This window comes from Leptospira licerasiae serovar Varillal str. VAR 010, from assembly GCF_000244755.1.
Lineage (GTDB): Bacteria > Spirochaetota > Leptospiria > Leptospirales > Leptospiraceae > Leptospira_B > Leptospira_B licerasiae.
In genome coordinates this window covers 1,054,471-1,069,587 of the sequence record NZ_AHOO02000005.1, presented here as the reverse complement: position 1 = coordinate 1,069,587, position 15,117 = coordinate 1,054,471, and the positions used below count along the sequence as shown (strand labels likewise).

15 protein-coding genes and 1 tRNA gene are annotated in these 15,117 nt (G+C 42.9%); 8 read left to right on the top strand and 8 right to left on the bottom strand.

The annotated features are described in order from the left end of the window. Window positions 1-7: 7 nt before the first annotated feature. A complete protein-coding gene (locus tag LEP1GSC185_RS05450) occupies window positions 8-859 on the bottom strand; it encodes a metal-dependent hydrolase (protein WP_024863910.1) in 852 nt (283 codons plus the stop codon). A 326-nt stretch (window positions 860-1,185) separates the two neighbouring features. Here LEP1GSC185_RS05450 and LEP1GSC185_RS05445 point away from each other — a divergent pair. Further along, window positions 1,186-1,259, top strand: a tRNA-Val gene (locus LEP1GSC185_RS05445). Between the two features lie 93 nt (window positions 1,260-1,352). Here the strand turns inward: LEP1GSC185_RS05445 and LEP1GSC185_RS05440 are convergent. Both LEP1GSC185_RS05440 and LEP1GSC185_RS05435 read right to left on the bottom strand, forming a co-directional pair. Beyond that, window positions 1,353-2,228 (bottom strand): HEAT repeat domain-containing protein, encoded by an 876-nt coding sequence (locus tag LEP1GSC185_RS05440; protein WP_008594029.1) that lies wholly within the window; start codon window positions 2,226-2,228, stop codon window positions 1,353-1,355. A gap of 68 nt (window positions 2,229-2,296) precedes the next feature. Further along, entirely contained in the window at window positions 2,297-2,860 is a 564-nt protein-coding gene (locus LEP1GSC185_RS05435) for a polyhydroxyalkanoate synthesis regulator DNA-binding domain-containing protein (RefSeq protein WP_008595449.1), read from the bottom strand. Window positions 2,861-3,041: 181 nt separating this feature from the next. Between LEP1GSC185_RS05435 and LEP1GSC185_RS05430 the strand changes: the two genes are divergently transcribed. Next, window positions 3,042-3,929: a hypothetical protein gene (locus LEP1GSC185_RS05430; protein WP_008594644.1), complete on the top strand. Its 888-nt coding sequence runs from the start codon at window positions 3,042-3,044 to the stop codon at window positions 3,927-3,929. Here LEP1GSC185_RS05430 and LEP1GSC185_RS05425 read toward each other — a convergent pair. From LEP1GSC185_RS05425 to LEP1GSC185_RS05410, 4 genes are all read right to left on the bottom strand, one after another. Then, window positions 3,926-4,579, bottom strand: coding sequence for a DsbA family oxidoreductase (locus LEP1GSC185_RS05425; RefSeq protein WP_008594986.1), 654 nt, complete (start codon window positions 4,577-4,579; stop codon window positions 3,926-3,928). The genes LEP1GSC185_RS05430 and LEP1GSC185_RS05425 overlap by 4 nt on opposite strands. 75 nt (window positions 4,580-4,654) lie before the next feature. Further along, a complete protein-coding gene (locus tag LEP1GSC185_RS05420; protein ID WP_008595394.1) occupies window positions 4,655-5,425 on the bottom strand; it encodes a hypothetical protein in 771 nt (256 codons plus the stop codon). A 71-nt stretch (window positions 5,426-5,496) separates the two neighbouring features. After that, on the bottom strand, window positions 5,497-6,012 hold the full coding sequence (locus LEP1GSC185_RS05415; RefSeq protein WP_008594302.1) for a TlpA family protein disulfide reductase: 516 nt from the start codon (window positions 6,010-6,012) through the stop codon (window positions 5,497-5,499). A gap of 18 nt (window positions 6,013-6,030) precedes the next feature. Continuing rightward, window positions 6,031-6,930 carry a decaprenyl-phosphate phosphoribosyltransferase gene (locus LEP1GSC185_RS05410; RefSeq protein ID WP_008595229.1) on the bottom strand — a complete coding sequence of 300 codons (900 nt, stop codon included), beginning with the start codon at window positions 6,928-6,930 and terminating at the stop codon, window positions 6,031-6,033. Between the two features lie 68 nt (window positions 6,931-6,998). Here LEP1GSC185_RS05410 and LEP1GSC185_RS05405 point away from each other — a divergent pair, with 68 nt between their 5' ends. After that, entirely contained in the window at window positions 6,999-7,325 is a 327-nt protein-coding gene (locus tag LEP1GSC185_RS05405) for a hypothetical protein (RefSeq protein ID WP_010513755.1), read from the top strand. Window positions 7,326-7,335: 10 nt separating this feature from the next. Here LEP1GSC185_RS05405 and LEP1GSC185_RS05400 read toward each other — a convergent pair whose 3' ends face one another. Beyond that, window positions 7,336-8,904, bottom strand: coding sequence for a TrkH family potassium uptake protein (locus tag LEP1GSC185_RS05400; RefSeq protein WP_024863909.1), 1,569 nt, complete (start codon window positions 8,902-8,904; stop codon window positions 7,336-7,338). Between the two features lie 330 nt (window positions 8,905-9,234). Between LEP1GSC185_RS05400 and fusA the strand changes: the two genes are divergently transcribed. The 5 genes from fusA (at window position 9,235) to LEP1GSC185_RS05375 (ending at window position 15,093) form a co-directional block, all read left to right on the top strand. Further along, window positions 9,235-11,355, top strand: coding sequence for an elongation factor G (fusA, locus tag LEP1GSC185_RS05395; protein ID WP_008594796.1), 2,121 nt, complete (start codon window positions 9,235-9,237; stop codon window positions 11,353-11,355). 93 nt (window positions 11,356-11,448) lie between these two features. Next, complete coding sequence (locus LEP1GSC185_RS05390) at window positions 11,449-12,099, top strand: LIC_10271 family cell wall hydrolase (protein WP_029607858.1); 651 nt, start codon at window positions 11,449-11,451, stop codon at window positions 12,097-12,099. A 36-nt stretch (window positions 12,100-12,135) separates the two neighbouring features. Further along, complete coding sequence (locus LEP1GSC185_RS05385) at window positions 12,136-13,365, top strand: amidohydrolase family protein (protein WP_008594200.1); 1,230 nt, start codon at window positions 12,136-12,138, stop codon at window positions 13,363-13,365. A 24-nt stretch (window positions 13,366-13,389) separates the two neighbouring features. Beyond that, the gene (locus tag LEP1GSC185_RS05380) at window positions 13,390-14,451 is read left to right on the top strand and encodes a tetratricopeptide repeat protein (protein WP_008595801.1); all 1,062 of its coding nucleotides are present in this window, start codon (window positions 13,390-13,392) and stop codon (window positions 14,449-14,451) included. Next, window positions 14,452-15,093, top strand: coding sequence for a Crp/Fnr family transcriptional regulator (locus LEP1GSC185_RS05375; RefSeq protein ID WP_008594423.1), 642 nt, complete (start codon window positions 14,452-14,454; stop codon window positions 15,091-15,093). Window positions 15,094-15,117: the final 24 nt, after the last annotated feature.

Here is a 15,117-nt window from a genome sequence, read left to right as displayed (position 1 = left end):
TCTCCTATTAAATAGTCGCTAACGCAGCGTTTGCTAGATCATAACCGCCGGTTTGGTTCGGGTGGAAACCGGGTTTGAAATATAAGAGCGCCAATTTTCCGACTTCTATAACGATCAATCTTGCATAAGAACGCGCAGAGATAAGGTCCGAAAAATATCTTTTGAATCCGATCTTCGGATCAGAAAAGATAAACATATGCTGAAGGGTGAAAGCGTAACCCCAGAACATGATGGAAGCTACGATAAACCCTAAAGTCCTTAGAATATAACTTTTGGAAACCGTCTGAAGAACATCATATGCAACAGACTTATGCTCTATTTCTTCGCACGCATGCCAAAGAAGGAGGTTTCTCATTTCTCCTTCCGCTTGTTCATGAAGTCCGAATCTTAGAGTCACTTCTCCCAAAGAAGCGGTATAATGTTCCAAACCGGCGGTCACTGCAAGTTTCAACTTTTTACCGAAGATAAATTCCAAAACCGGCCAGAAGAATCCATAAGCGGTCTTTACATAAAAATTCAGGATCTTCGAAACTGGACGTCCTTGTTTTACCAACATCTCCAGAGCTTTTTCATGTTCTTTTCCGTGTTGTACTTCTTGTCCGATAAAACCTTTAATACTATTTTGTAATGCAGGATCCTTGACTTGATCTGCAAAAGCTTTTACGCTCTTAATAAAAAACCTTTCTCCTTCCGGAAAGATCACATGGTAAGCGTTTACCGTATGGGTTAGGAAAGAATTTCCAGCCACATAATAATCTGATAATTGGTCCAACCCTTCAAAGTCCATCTTACGAACGCTTGGAGAATCACCGTTGATCGGTTTAATAGTCCGTTCTTTTTTTTCTGTCTTCACTGACATTTCTATCTCCCCTTTTTTTTCGGGTTTCGTGAGACTTACTATAAACCTTTGCAAAACGATCCGCCCGCCGATCCCGGAAAACCCTTGCCGATTTCGAAATCGGCCAGAAAAAGAAGGGAATTTTTTCCAGAAAGTCTTTTTTATAACATTCGTTTTGTGAAAAATCGGCAATCAAATCCGCGAATTTTGGATTCGCCAGACCTTCTTCTTTTTCTAAAAATGCGGAGAGGAGCTTTCTGTCGGAGAAGATGGAAACTTCTTCCTGGAAGCTTTAGAGACAACAAAGGCTTTACGCTGAGCTATAGGACTAAATACTGACTATTACCGGGGGATTAGCTCAGCTGGTTAGAGCGCTACCTTGACATGGTAGAGGTCACTGGTTCGATCCCAGTATCTCCCAGGGGTTTTATTTACTCCCTTCCTTCCCCTTCCTAAAAATAAAAAAGCCCCCGAAATCGGAGGCTTTTTACTTCAATGAGACGATTAAAAAATATCAATCGGTGAATAAGATAGTATTCGCAGGCATCTTAAATCCGGTCACACTCGCCAGGTCTTTTTTGATCTGCTCTCTTACCATTTTGTCGTGTTCGACGAGTAACGCTTCTCTGAGAGAATATTCTCCCGCCTTTAGATCCACTTCTCCCACTGCGATAGAAGCCCTGTAACGCACCATAGGAGATTCATCTTTTAAGAAAGCGCATAGATCATAAAACTTTTGGTTCGCGATCCGGTTGATATATACGATCGCGTTTAAGATAGCAACCTTAGCAAAAGAATTTTTTTCCTTATCGATCGCCGAGTTCAATTGAGAAAGTGCATCTTTACGGTTCAGATTTTTTAATCCGTCCGCTGCAGAAGCTCTTACATAAAAATTCGGATGATTTAGAGCGTTTATGATCGCTTCTTGGTTTTCTTTCGAATAAGGAAGAAGTCCCACATTTCGGATCAACTCTCCCGCAGCGATCACCAAATTATAACCTTCCGGTGAGCTGAATGCAGGGTAGTCGCCTTCTTGAACGTTAGCGGAAATTTTTTTAAATTCTTCCACCATTCCCGGTCCGGCAATATCGGACTCCATTGCTCCTAGAGCTTGGGCAATGGTGAATTTTAAAGTCGGGGAATTTTCCTCAGACTTAGGAACATTTACATTTCCTTTTAACGCCTTCAGAAGAGGACGAACAGCCAGTTTACTGCTTACGAATTTTAGATAATCCGCAGCCTGGATCCGTTCTTCTAGATTGCCACTCTGCAATTTTTCGACTTGGTCGTAAAACAATTGGTCCAACTTCTCATAGATCATTTCCTTTGCGGAGATCTGAGTAGTTAGTGATAATATGATTCCGAAGACTAGGATTCTTAAGGTCGACATGGGTTCCCCCTATGTTGTTTATCGGATTTGGTAAGGTCGATCTTAACTTTAGGAGGCCGCAAATCCGATTATAAGGACTCGGTTTCCTTGACTCTTTCCGCAATCTTGCGAATTTTCTCCGATAGATCCTCGACAGCCAATTCCTTTTCACCGCCTTCTTCCAATTCTCGACCCACTTTTTTAAGGTCTTCCTGGATCTGTTCGCTGTTTTCGCTCGCTCTTTGGGCCAAATGGGTGAGTAGGTCCTCGCGGTAACCTTTGACCTCTTCCAGTCTAAGTTCGCCCAAGGCCACCATACTTTGCAAGATCTTGTCCATCTTTTCCTTGGTTAGATAGGCAAGACCTATTCCTCCCAAGACCAAACGGCCAAATAATGCGCTGATATCTTTGCCAGTTTCTCGGATCAGTGCGGAAAGCATGTAGTTGGAAAATTCTTCGTTTCTCTGACCCAAACTTACCTTAAGAAATGTCTGGCCGAGTATCTTAGGAGTGATATCCTGACCGCTCATATTATCGATCACTTTGATCTCTTCGCCTGCGATAATCATCTCGGCGACATCTTCTAGAGTAATCGTTTTGCTGGTTTCGGGATCGTACAGCCTTCTGTTTGCGTATCTTTTCAGAACTTTCATTCTTGGTTTTTACTCGTAATCAACGCTTTCAGGACAAGCCCGCAAAAGCAGTTCGCCAGGAAGGCAAACTTGTTTTTCTTTCCGATTCCCCTTTCTAGTTGCGGGTTTTCCGCAATGCACCAATTCTAGGATCGGACGAAAATCCCCAAGGTCAAGGAAAAAACCCGTCCTTTGTAAAGAGATGAACTTACTATCCGATGCCTTACTTCTGCACCGACTCAGCTCGGATGAACAAGAGTTCCTAATCGCTTTATTAAAGTGGAAGGGGATAGAGAATCTAGAATGGGTAAGAAGTTCCGGATTCCCCTCCACCACTAAAGAAGTTTTAGTTTGGAAAAAGGATGCAAGTCCGGAGGATATCCGTTCCGCGGGGGATTGGTCTAGAGAAGTTAGTCTGATCGGAAGATTCGATGCAGAAGAAAAGAATTCGTTTATCAGAGCCGGAGCAAACCGTATCTACGATCTGAATTCCTTTCCATTAGAAGAATTTCCATTCTTTAAATTTTCAAAACCTCTACATCCGGAAATGGTAGTGCTCACACAAAGCTCGGATCTTTTTTCCAAATATAGATCCCTACTTAGAGCCTGCGGATCGAACGCTCATTGGTGCAAAGATATATTAGGACTTCCTAATATGTTAAAGGAGACCAAGCCTGGAGTTTTAGTCTTGGACTCCGAATCATTTTCTATCAGAGAACTTGTTCCTAAAATGAAAAGTCTTTTAGGAACTCCTTATTTTCCCCTCAGCTTTTGTTTGATAGATTTTAACAAGGAAAATGTGTACCAAAATTTGGCGACCGGTTTGAAGGATATCGCTAGGGCCTTCTTTGAACATAAGGATCTTCTTCTTTTTTTGAGAGATAGGCTTGCTCTCGCCTCTCCCCCTAAGGATTCGTTCTTCCAAGCAATCGATTGGTCGGGAAGTCCCAGAAACATCAGGGAATATGAATTTCCTAACGTTCCGGACGGAATGTTAGAAAGGGCGGAAGCTGCCTATTTGTACAGGATCCGCCGTTTATTTTTATGGATGGGAGAAGGAGCCAATAGAGGAACTGAGATCTCTGCCTAAGCGCTCGCTTCCGATTGTAACTTTCCAAACACCTGTAAAAACAGATCTACAGGCTGTGCTCCTGAAACCGCATATTTATCGTTAAATATATAGAAAGGTACACCGGTTACTCCCAGCATCTTACCTTCATTCTCTTCTGCTTCTATTTGGGCTAGAAGAGAAGTATCCTTACGAACTTCCTCTAATTCGGATGCCGGAACTCCGACCTGAGCTAAACTTTCCAAGATGATAGAGTCGTCAGAAAGATTTTTCCCCTCCGAGAAAAACTTTTCGAAAAATACTTCGGCGAGTTCTGCTTCCTTTCCGTAATTTCTGGCCTTTCGGATAAGAGCATGTAGTAAAAATGTATTCGGTTGATGGCCTTGCAGAATATTAGCAAACTGTAAACCGTCTTCTTTTGCGAGATCGGAAACCCTTTGGGTCATCATTATTACTCTATCCAGAGAACCGAATTTTTTGACCATATGGGCTTCTCTATCTTCTCCTTGTTCAGGAAGATCGGGGTTTAATTGGAATGGTTTCCATTCTACTTTGATCTTATCTTCGGGATGATCGGATTCCCAAGATTCAATCGCCTTCTCCAATCTTTTTTTGCCGATATAACACCAAGGACAAACTACGTCCGAATAAATTGAGATACTAGTTTCCAATGCCTTTCCCCTGTAATTCTTAGACTTACAAGTCGGTAAAAAATCGCATTCTTTTTTTGATGAAGTATGTAGGAATTAATCTTCGTCCAGAAGTTCCGCTGCTTCTATTTCTTCCAGACCTCTATTAGGAAACGCCTGCTCGTAAAATAGAGCGGCAAACAGATCGAAATCCTCGTCTGCCGGAAGATTTTTTTTCTCCCAGTATTCGTTCCTTCTTTTGATCAAAACGGAGATAGTCTCATCTTCTAAGGAAAATTCTTTTCCGCCTCGATTTAATCTTCTAATTAGCCAATTCAGATTATGAATAAAAAAGTTCCCGGTGAACTCTAAAGTGGAAAGAGAAGGTTCTCTTTTCATTAGATTTTCAGTATGATACAGAGGAACTCTTAAGTAATAAGGGTCCTTGGTTTGTTGGTACTGTTGAAATCCGTTAGAAATGGATTCGAAGAACGGCCAAGAATTCGTATAAGAAGTTCGGATCAGTTTTTCCTTTTCTGGATGAAGCCTTGCGACCTCTAGCAAGTCCACAAACTGATCGTTCTTTAAAGCCTCTCTTAAGATAGAATCCATCGGAGCTGGTCTAGGCTCCGAGTTCACAAGATAAACATAAAGATATTTGATCTCATAAGCAAATCTGGATTCTCTTGGGATATAATATTCTATCCAGATCGGTTCTTTATAATAATTTACTAATTCTTCTTCCGGTAGATCGGGAGTGACGCTCAGCGATTTTAACTTTTTGACGTCATCTGTGATTACTTTTTGGCCGTGAACCCGAGTCCTGGAACGTTTAATCTGTTTAAGTTCCGATTTGTTTAAGAGTGGTTTCGGTTTGTACGAGTCCATCGGATTGATTATCGGAAATTTTGGGTCAGAAATTCAAAGATGAGAAGTAAGACTGAAAACTTTTAGCACGATCAGGACCAGAAAATTCTTGCCCAGATCAGTCTTAGGAACATACCCAATGGGCTCATAATTCCGGATTCCGCGAATCTGACCTTTCCTTCTCCGTCCAAAATATAAAAGCTAGGATAACCTCTGATCCCCCAATCTCTAAGTAACATCGGGTTTCCTACGATCACCGGAAAATCCACCGCTTGTTTTTCGAGATAGTCTTTGAGAGCGGAGGAATTTTCTCCTTCTTCTACGCTTATAAATGCAAAATGATTCTGATCTTTGAGTGTGGATGCATACCATTTGACTAGAGGCAGATTTGTATTACAAACTCCGCACCAAGTCGCCCAGAAATATACTACCGTAGTCTTACCTTTTATATTCGCTTTTTCACCTATAGGTGTCCTGAATTCTTTTCCATCCAAACTTACTACAGGTTCCGTATCCAAGGCTCTAAACCAGGCGAGAAAAAAAGTCGCAGAAAGTAGAAGGGCTAACGCTCCTCCATACTGCAATCCTGCCTTTACATTTTTGTTCATGCCTTAGTTAGACCTAGACTATAAGTGAAAAGGAAGACTTTGTCCGGAACCAGAGTACATGATCCAGACAACTAACAAAAGCCATAAAAATCCCGCCACAAGGACACCCCAGTCGGTCAAAATAGCCTTAGTAGGATTATGGCCCATGTTCTTGATATAGATTATATACAAGGATCTAAAGATGGCGTAGACTACGATCGGGATGGTATATACCATTTTATCCGTGCCTAAATTTTCGATCGTATGAGGACTAGTAACGTACATAACGTATGTTACCAAGGTCATAGTGGCGACGATCCCCATCATCAGATCTAGAAAATTGACGGAGTATTCTTCCAAGATCTTTCTGTGACCTTTGGCTCCTTCTTCCAGGATGATAAGCTCTCCTCTTCTTTTTCCGAATCCCCAGTACAGAGCCAACATGAATGTGCAGAGAAGCAACCAAGAAGAGAAACTCACTCCTACTACTACTGAACCTGCGATCGCTCTTACCACAAATCCGAAAGAAATGCTCATCACATCTAGAATGACCATATGTTTTAGGAAGCGGCTATAAACGATATTGAAGATGAGATAACCAGCGACCCAATAGAAAAACTCGGGTTGCAGTTTGAAAGACAGGACTAAGGTTATAGAAAGTAAAATTGCCGTCAGTAAAAGCGCTATAGTAGGAGAAATTGCTCCGGAAGCGAGAGGCCTATGCTTTTTTTCGGGATGAAGTGCATCTTCCTTTCTATCCAGAAAATCGTTTAGAACGTATTGGCAACTTGCGGTGAGTGAAAATAGAAAAAACGCGTAAATTGCCCTTTCTACCGATTCCAGGTCTCCTAATTTTTTCCCGAATATGATCCCAGCAAATAGGATGATATTTTTAATCCATTGGTGGGGTCTTAAAAGTTTTATATAGGAAAATAACATTCTCTCTCCCGAAATCAGTTCGCTTTAGGGGCCAGATTGATCTGAAATAGAAGGCTTGCAAGGGAATTTTGGCTTCAAAAAGGGAAGAGATTCCTCAGGTTTTGGCCTATACATTCCACAAGAGACAAAATCAAAAAACTAGTCTGAAAGGACTAAAATCTATATCTTCACTTTTTAATTTTAAGCTTTACGATTACTCTTTGTTAGCTTATCAAATTTCCACTATGCATAGGAAAATCACATACAAGATCGTGGAAAGTAAAGATCCTTTGACACAAGATGCGTTCGATCCGTTAGGAGCATTAGGTTATGAGCTCATCTCAGTAGTTCATGACCTAAAGATGGATCGTTATATTTATTACTTCAAGTTGGCGGAAGCTCATCAGCTTTCCTAAAACAACAGAGTTATCCTACTTGGATCTTGACTCCGTCGTCTTGCGCTCCCAAAGTCCCTAATCCTGAATGGCCCGTAAATGCGATCAGAAGAGTAAATACTCCTACTCTTCCTACATACATAATACAAGGATATAAGAACTTTTCCACTCCAGTGATATAGGGAGTTAATCCTTTCGTTAATCCTACAGTACCGAAAGCGGACATGACTTCGAAAAATATTTCCTCGATCCCGTGCCTATGTCCGTTTGCGATCGTGATCACCAGCATAAAGAATACGATGGATATCGTAGCTAAAAAATAGATCCGAGTAGAAATAGCGATAGAGTTTTTAGAAACTTCTTCTCCCATGATCGTTACTCTCGCTTGAGGATTGATCACGTTCCTTAGATACATTAATAAAATTACGAATGTTGTGATTTTAATACCGCCCGCTGCTCCCTGAGGACCGCCCCCCACGAACATCAAAGAACAAAGAAGAACGTAGGTAGGACTTCTCATTTCGGAAATATCGAACGTGTTAAATCCGGCAGTTCTGGAGGATACGGAAAGGAAGAAGGAGTTGAATAGTTTATCTACGAAATCGAATTTTCCGATCGTCTCGGGATTGTCCCATTCGGATAATAAAAACCCGATCCCGCCCACATGGACCAATATTAAAGTTCCATAAAGTAAGAGTTTCATCTGGATCCTATTCGCTTCACCCTTAAGCGCCATTCTATAAAGAGCGAGTCTTTCTTCCGCCCAGAAAGACATACGGATCAGAATGAGATAGATCCAAGAAGGTTCTTTACCTTCTTCTAATGCGCGGGACATCAGATAGGTTTCCATGACGACCTCTACCCGATGCATTACGTTCCGGAAAGCCTCGAGTAAAGTTTTTTCAAAGAATAAGATAACGGGAAAACCTATACCCCCCATCACCACTAAACTTTCCACCACTAAAAGAGAAAGTGGTTCTCTGGATAAGAATGTAAGATCGTCTACAATCGAAAATCCCGCGTTATTAAATGCGGAAACCGCAGTGAATAAACTTAAAAAGACCCGATTCGGATCTCCGGGCAATCCGCTTAGATCTTCCGGCATCGCCCAATACAATAAGAATGCGCCCAACAATTCTATCGATACGGATATATTCAAAATTGATAATAAGATCCTTCGAACATAAGGTGCATTCTTGCTCTTCCCGTCTGCGGATTCGTGAGAGTCGATTGCCTCGAATACGAACGCAGCGATCCGGGTACTTCTGGAAAGTCCTCGAACTACTAAGATCCCTACAAGGACCGTAAATGTAATAATCCCCAATCCACCGATCTGGAATAAGAACATAATGATTACTTGGGTGGAAAATGCCAGCTCACTGATACTAACCGTGGTCAATCCGGTAACACAAATGGCGGAAGCGGCCACGTAGAAAGAATCCGCGTAGGAGATCCTACCTTCCTCCGAAGCGAAGATCATAAATGACCCAACCAAGATCGCTCCTGCAAACGCTAGGCAAAGTATCCTTGCTACCGATAGTAGCAAAAACGCCCGGGCAATTCGGTTTACATTTCGTTTTAGGAATTTGTATGGGCTCATGCAGAAGGGAAAAACTGCCCTTCCAGAAACTATTTTGACCCCGGCAAACCCGGGCAATGAATTTCCTAGTCCGGGAAACAAACCCGGATCGTTCCTGAAATCAGAATGAAATTATAATCCGTATTTTATTCAAGAAAAGGTTCTAAAGACAAGCATCGGGCACCTATTCTTGGAAACGATCTTTACAAACACGCCCCTTTCAGAAAATTGGTAAGAATTAGGGTTCCTTTACCTAGGGAACCCAGTCAGATTAGTATCCGCGTAAAGTTTTTATTCTGCTCTGTTAAAGGGAGTAAAGAACTTACGTGTGAACTTTTAAAGAGGACTCTAATGAGCACTGCAGTTGCGGACTTCAAACCCACCGAAAAACTCCTAAAAACTAGGAACATCGGTATTTCCGCCCATATCGATTCAGGGAAAACCACTCTGACCGAGAGGATTCTATTCTATACTAACCGTATCCACGCGATCCACGAAGTTCGCGGTAAAGATGGTGTCGGCGCGAAAATGGACAGTATGGAATTGGAGCGCGAGAGAGGGATTACTATCCAATCCGCAGCAACCTACTGCCAGTGGAAAGGTTATACTATCAACATCATCGATACTCCGGGCCACGTTGACTTTACCGTAGAGGTAGAACGTTCCCTACGGGTTCTGGATTCCGCTATCTTAGTTCTTTGCGGAGTTTCCGGAGTTCAGTCCCAGTCCATTACTGTGGACAGACAGATGCGCCGTTATAACGTTCCTCGTGTAGCTTTTATTAATAAGCTAGACCGTACAGGAGCGAATCCTTTCCGCGTGATCGACCAATTACGTGAGAAATTAAAGCATAATGCTGTTCCAGTCCAAATTCCAATCGGTCTCGAAGGAGACTTAGCAGGGATTGTTGACCTAGTTACGATGAAAGCCGTTTATTTCGAAGGAAAAGACGGAATGGAAATCACTGAAAAAGAGATTCCTGCAGAATTACAAGAGCTAGCCCAAAAGAAGAGAGAAGAACTCTTAGATGCAGCTTCTATGTTCTCAGACGAATTGACTGAAGCTATGCTGGAAGGAGAGCCTACAGTAGAGCAGATCAAAACTGCGATCCGCAACGGAGCGATCTCTTTGAAACTGACCCCGGTTTTTATGGGTTCCGCTTTCAAGAACAAAGGAGTTCAAAAACTTCTAGATGGAGTTTTGGATTATCTCGCTTCTCCTGTGGATGTAGTAAACTCCGCTTTGGACGTTAAAAACGAATCCGAAAAAGTAGTTTTACCATCCGATAAAGACAAACCTCTCGTTTGCCTCGCATTTAAACTCGAGGACGGACGTTACGGCCAGTTGACTTATGTTCGTGTCTACCAAGGAAAGATCCAAAAAGGTATGACCATCTATAACATGTCCAACAACAAGAAACATAACGTTGGTCGTCTATGCCGTATGCACTCCGACGAGATGGAAGATATCGACTACGCAGAAGCGGGTGATATCATCGCATTATTCGGTATCGATTGTGCTTCCGGGGATACTTTTACCGACGGAAAAATGAACGTTTCCATGGAATCCATGTTCGTTCCGGCTCCGGTAATCTCTCTTACAATCGAGGCTAAAGAATCTAAACACTTGAACAACCTGGCAAAAGCTCTCAACCGCTTTACCAAGGAAGATCCTACGTTCCAAACTCACGTAGACCAAGAATCCGGACAAACCATCATCAAAGGGATGGGAGAACTTCACCTCGAAGTTTATATCGAAAGGATGAAAAGGGAATACGGAGTGGAGCTGATCACAGGCGCTCCTCAGGTTGCGTATCGTGAAACTATCACAAGCCGCGCGGACTTCGATTATACCCACAAAAAACAAACGGGTGGTCAGGGTCAGTTCGGTCGTGTTGCGGGATTCATCGAGCCTATCCCATTGGAAGAAGATAAGAATTACGAATTCGTAAACAGCGTAGTGGGTGGAGCGATCCCTCGCGAATTTATCTCTTCCGTAGACAAAGGATTCAGAAGTTGTTTGGATCGTGGAAGTATGATCGGATTCCCTATCATCGGAGTAAAACTGACCATCAACGACGGTTCTTACCACGACGTGGACTCTTCCGATATGGCCTTCCAGATCGCAGGACGCTATGCATTCCGCCAAGGATTCAGCAAAGCAAATCCTCAGATCCTCGAGCCTATCATGAGAGTAGAAGTTGACGGTCCTGCGGAATTCCAAGGTCCAATCCTTGCTTCCTTGAACCAAAGACGAGGAATGATCCTAAACACCACTGAGCAAGACGGATATTGCAAAGTGGAAGCGGAAGTTCCTCTTTCCGATATGTTCGGGTATTCTACCGTGATCCGTTCTTCCACCCAAGGAAAGGCGGAGTTCTCTATGGAATTCTCTCGTTACGCTCCTGTTCCAAGAAACGTAGCGGAAGAATTGATGAAAAAATACAAACCGAACTCCAAAGACGAAGATTGATCTTTCAAAAGACCCTTCTTTTTGGGAAAAAGGGAGCCGATCCGGCTCCCTTTTCTTTTTGGCGGGGAACAAAATTTGCCGATATTTTAGAGTATGCGGGAGCTTCATTTCATTCGTCTGATATGTTTCGCAATGTTGCTCATCTTTTTTCCCTCTAGGATCAACTCCGCAGGAACTCCATTAAAGATCCATACTGTCCAACCGAAGGAGACCGCATTTTCTATCTCCCAAAAATACAAACTGGATTGGAGAATGCTTTTAGAATGGAACGGGAAAAAAGAAAACGAAGGTTTGAAGGCGGGAGAAAAATTGAAAATCCCCCAAAATCTATCCTATTCTTCTAAGATCGAAAAAAATTTACCTGAGGATACTTCCTCTGCAGCTCCTAAGTTCCGTTCTCCGTTAAAAGTACTTCCTCCTGTTTCTCTTCCTTATTCTAATCTATCTTATTATCCGAACAAGGGAGTTCTGTTTAAGGCAAGCAGACATAAAGACGTACATCCGGTCCGTTCCGGTAAAGTAGTTGTACTGGACCAAATGGACGGTTACCGGAAATATATTATTTTAGAGCATAAGGGCGGATACTCCAGCGTATATGCAAATCTCAGATCCGTTTCCGTCAAAGAAGGCGAAACGGTAAAAACGGGAGATTCCTTAGGTGAATTGGAAGAAGGCAAAGGGCTATACTTCCAGATCAACCAAGGCGCCAAGGCAGTGGATCCGATCCCACTTTTAAAATACTGATCGCGGCTATTAAGTATATTAGGTTTTTGCAATTAAATGGAATGGGAAATCGTAAATTCTAAGGCCGTAACCCCCCAAGGAGTAATGGAGAACGCGACTATCCGTATCAAAGACGGAAGGATCTCTTCTATCTCTCCCGGGGTCCCTAAAGACGTTTTACCGATCCGGATCAATCTAAGGGGCAATTTCGTTTATCCAGGACTGATCAACGCCCACGACCATCTTCTTGGCACCTATCTTCCTAAGGTTGGAACAAACCGTCCCTATTTGAACTGGCTTCCCTGGGACAATGATCTAAAGTCATCCGTAGTATATGCGGAAAGACAACAGCTTGAGCCGGAGCAGCTCTATCTATTAGGCTCGTATAAAAATCTGATCAGCGGTGTGACATCCGTTTTGGATCATATTCCCCACTTCGTCCAAAAACCTTTTCTAGACAAATCTCCAATTCGTATCCTGGAACGTTTTACTCTGGCCCATAGTATTTGTTCTTATTCTCTTGGCTGGGGAGACGGGCCTCAAATAGAATACGCGAGAGCAAAAGAAGGGAACCTTCCTTTTGTGACCCATATCTCGGAAGGATTCGACGAAGAATCCAAAAATGCCCTGAGAGAGCTAAACGCTCTGGGTTGTTTAGGAGAAAACGCAGTACTCGTTCATGGGATCGCTTTCGATGGAGAAGATATCAAAACCGTTTCCAAAACGAAGGCAAACCTGGTTTGGTGCCCTGAATCCAATCTATTTATGTTCGGCAAGACAGCACCGATCCGAGAAATCCTGGAAGCAGGGATCAATGTGAGTTTAGGCACCGATTCTCCGATGTCCGGGTCTATAAATATTTTCCAAGAAATCAAATCCGCTCGGGATTTTTTTGCCAAAGAATACGGAAAAGAATTGGATCCTAAAATTGTTTTTAAGATGGTCACTGAAAATCCCGCAAAGGCTCTTAGGGTAGAGAACGATCTAGGCAAATTGGAAATCGGAAAAAAGGCGGATCTATTAGTTCTTTCTTCCGAAAAAGAGGACGCCTACCAAACTCTCTGCTCTGCGGATCTTAAGTCCGTACGTTTGGTAGTGAAGGACGGAAAACCTTCCTACGGCGACCTTTCTTTGAAAGATTTTTTTGACGAAACTGGTGTGACAGGGCGCGAAATTAAGATCGCCGGAACCGATAAATACCTTGCAGGAGACCCCCTAGGGTTGCTAGAATCGGTCACCCGGGCCCTTGGTTACAAAAAGGATTTGGCATTTTTTCCTGTCGGGTGAGATTTAGAGTGGAAGGTAACGGTCTTGGCTGGGCCCATAATCCGAACTTATAAAGGCGGTTCTATTATTTACTTCGAGAAAGATCGATCGGAGGATATTTACGTCCTCAGACAAGGTCGAGTCGTTCTCACGTACACCGCGATCGATTCCGGTTACGAAGTAAAAGAAGACGTAAGACTGGGAGAATTTTTCGGAGTCAAATCCGCACTCGGAAAGTATCCTAGGGAAGAAACTGCTCAGGTTGTTGGCGGAGCCACAGTCCTAGTTTTCAAACTTTCAGACTTCGAAACATTCGTCGCAGAAAAAACTCATCTCATCTTAAAGATGATGAAGGTATTCTCCAGCCAATTGCGACTGGTCCACAAAAAATTGAGAGAGATCTTGGGCCAGGCAGAAGCGAGGAATCCTGCGTTCGAGTTAATGAACGTAGCCGAAGTTTTTTATAAAAACAATAACTTCGAACACGCAGCTTACGGATTCGGAAAATACTTAGAACATTATCCTAGTGGGCCTTATGCGGGAAGAGCAACCGAACTGCAGGATCTTGCAAGAAAAGGCACACCTTACCCGATCAATATGCCTCCATTGGTTTACGACGCTGCTTCTACCAGGGCGCCTATGTCCCAGGAAAATCTGCAGAATATTATGAAACCTGCAGCGGAGAAAACGAATCTGGGCGCAGGCACGGACAATACGATTACTTCTCTTTATAACCGAGCTCATACCTTCTTGAATGTAGGAAAATTCGAAGAAGCTGCTGCTATCTTCAAAGACCTGATGGTCCGAACAGATTTCAAATACGATAGTGAGAAGAAGCTCGTAGACAATGCACTTTTCCAAATGGGGGTTTGTTTCTTAAAGCTGAACAATTTGGACACTGCGAGTAATACATTCTCCGCTTATATTAAAAAACATCCGTCCGGGGAATCGGTGAAAGAGTCTTTATTTCATTTGGCAGAGATCGCGGAACAACAGGGAGATCGTCAGAGAGCGGGAATGTTATTCGGAAAGGTAGCGTTACTTCCTCCGGAAAGAGACAGTCTCTCCCAAAAGGCTCGCCAAAAAGCAAAGGAGCTCAGCGCCTAAATGGATTTAATGCTCGAGTCGATGTTCTCAAAGTTCGGAAAAACTTTCGAACCAAACCAGATCATATTCTGCGAAAACGAACCCGGAAACGATTTCTTTCTGATCCAAGCCGGAAAAGTAAAGATCACCAAAACCGTCGGAAATTCCATCAAAACTCTGGATATCTTGGAACAAGGAGATATCTTCGGAGAGATGGCGATCTTAGAAGAACAACCCAGAAGTGCTACAGCGATCGCAATCTCGGAAGTGAAAGTTCTCAACTTTAATAGAGCAAACTTCGAGCTTTTGATGACCAAGAACCCTACACTTGCGCTCAAGATCCTCACAATATTCTCCGTCAGGATTTACGACGCAAAACGAAGGTTACTCATCCTATTACTGGATGATATCATCGGAAAAGTAGCAGACGTATTCTTAATGTTGTATGAAAAGATGCACACTCACACCGAATTCAAAGAGGTTGTGCTCAACGTCACAGTAGAAGATGTGGCAGATTGGTGCGCCCAGCCGGTGGGAGAGGTCCAAAAAGTAGTGAACCAATTCGCTAAAAGCGGTAAAATCGAGATCTACTCCGATAAAATCGTAATTCACAATATTAACGACTTCCAGAGAATAGTCTCTCAGAAGCGCAAACCTTCTTAACCGAATATCCGCGTTCTAAAGATA

What these genes read in the sequence shown, in the direction of transcription:
- LEP1GSC185_RS05450 (WP_024863910.1), bottom strand. Translation starts at nt 859, where the DNA reads ATGTCAGTGAAGACAGAAAAAAAAGAACGGACTATTAAACCGATCAAC.
- LEP1GSC185_RS05440 (WP_008594029.1), bottom strand. Translation starts at nt 2,228, where the DNA reads ATGTCGACCTTAAGAATCCTAGTCTTCGGAATCATATTATCACTAACT.
- LEP1GSC185_RS05435 (WP_008595449.1), bottom strand. Translation starts at nt 2,860, where the DNA reads ATGAAAGTTCTGAAAAGATACGCAAACAGAAGGCTGTACGATCCCGAA.
- LEP1GSC185_RS05430 (WP_008594644.1), top strand. Translation starts at nt 3,042, where the DNA reads ATGAACTTACTATCCGATGCCTTACTTCTGCACCGACTCAGCTCGGAT.
- LEP1GSC185_RS05420 (WP_008595394.1), bottom strand. Translation starts at nt 5,425, where the DNA reads ATGGACTCGTACAAACCGAAACCACTCTTAAACAAATCGGAACTTAAA.
- LEP1GSC185_RS05415 (WP_008594302.1), bottom strand. Translation starts at nt 6,012, where the DNA reads ATGAACAAAAATGTAAAGGCAGGATTGCAGTATGGAGGAGCGTTAGCC.
- LEP1GSC185_RS05410 (WP_008595229.1), bottom strand. Translation starts at nt 6,930, where the DNA reads ATGTTATTTTCCTATATAAAACTTTTAAGACCCCACCAATGGATTAAA.
- LEP1GSC185_RS05400 (WP_024863909.1), bottom strand. Translation starts at nt 8,904, where the DNA reads ATGAGCCCATACAAATTCCTAAAACGAAATGTAAACCGAATTGCCCGG.
- fusA (WP_008594796.1), top strand. Translation starts at nt 9,235, where the DNA reads ATGAGCACTGCAGTTGCGGACTTCAAACCCACCGAAAAACTCCTAAAA.
- LEP1GSC185_RS05390 (WP_029607858.1), top strand. Translation starts at nt 11,449, where the DNA reads ATGCGGGAGCTTCATTTCATTCGTCTGATATGTTTCGCAATGTTGCTC.
- LEP1GSC185_RS05385 (WP_008594200.1), top strand. Translation starts at nt 12,136, where the DNA reads ATGGAATGGGAAATCGTAAATTCTAAGGCCGTAACCCCCCAAGGAGTA.
- LEP1GSC185_RS05375 (WP_008594423.1), top strand. Translation starts at nt 14,452, where the DNA reads ATGGATTTAATGCTCGAGTCGATGTTCTCAAAGTTCGGAAAAACTTTC.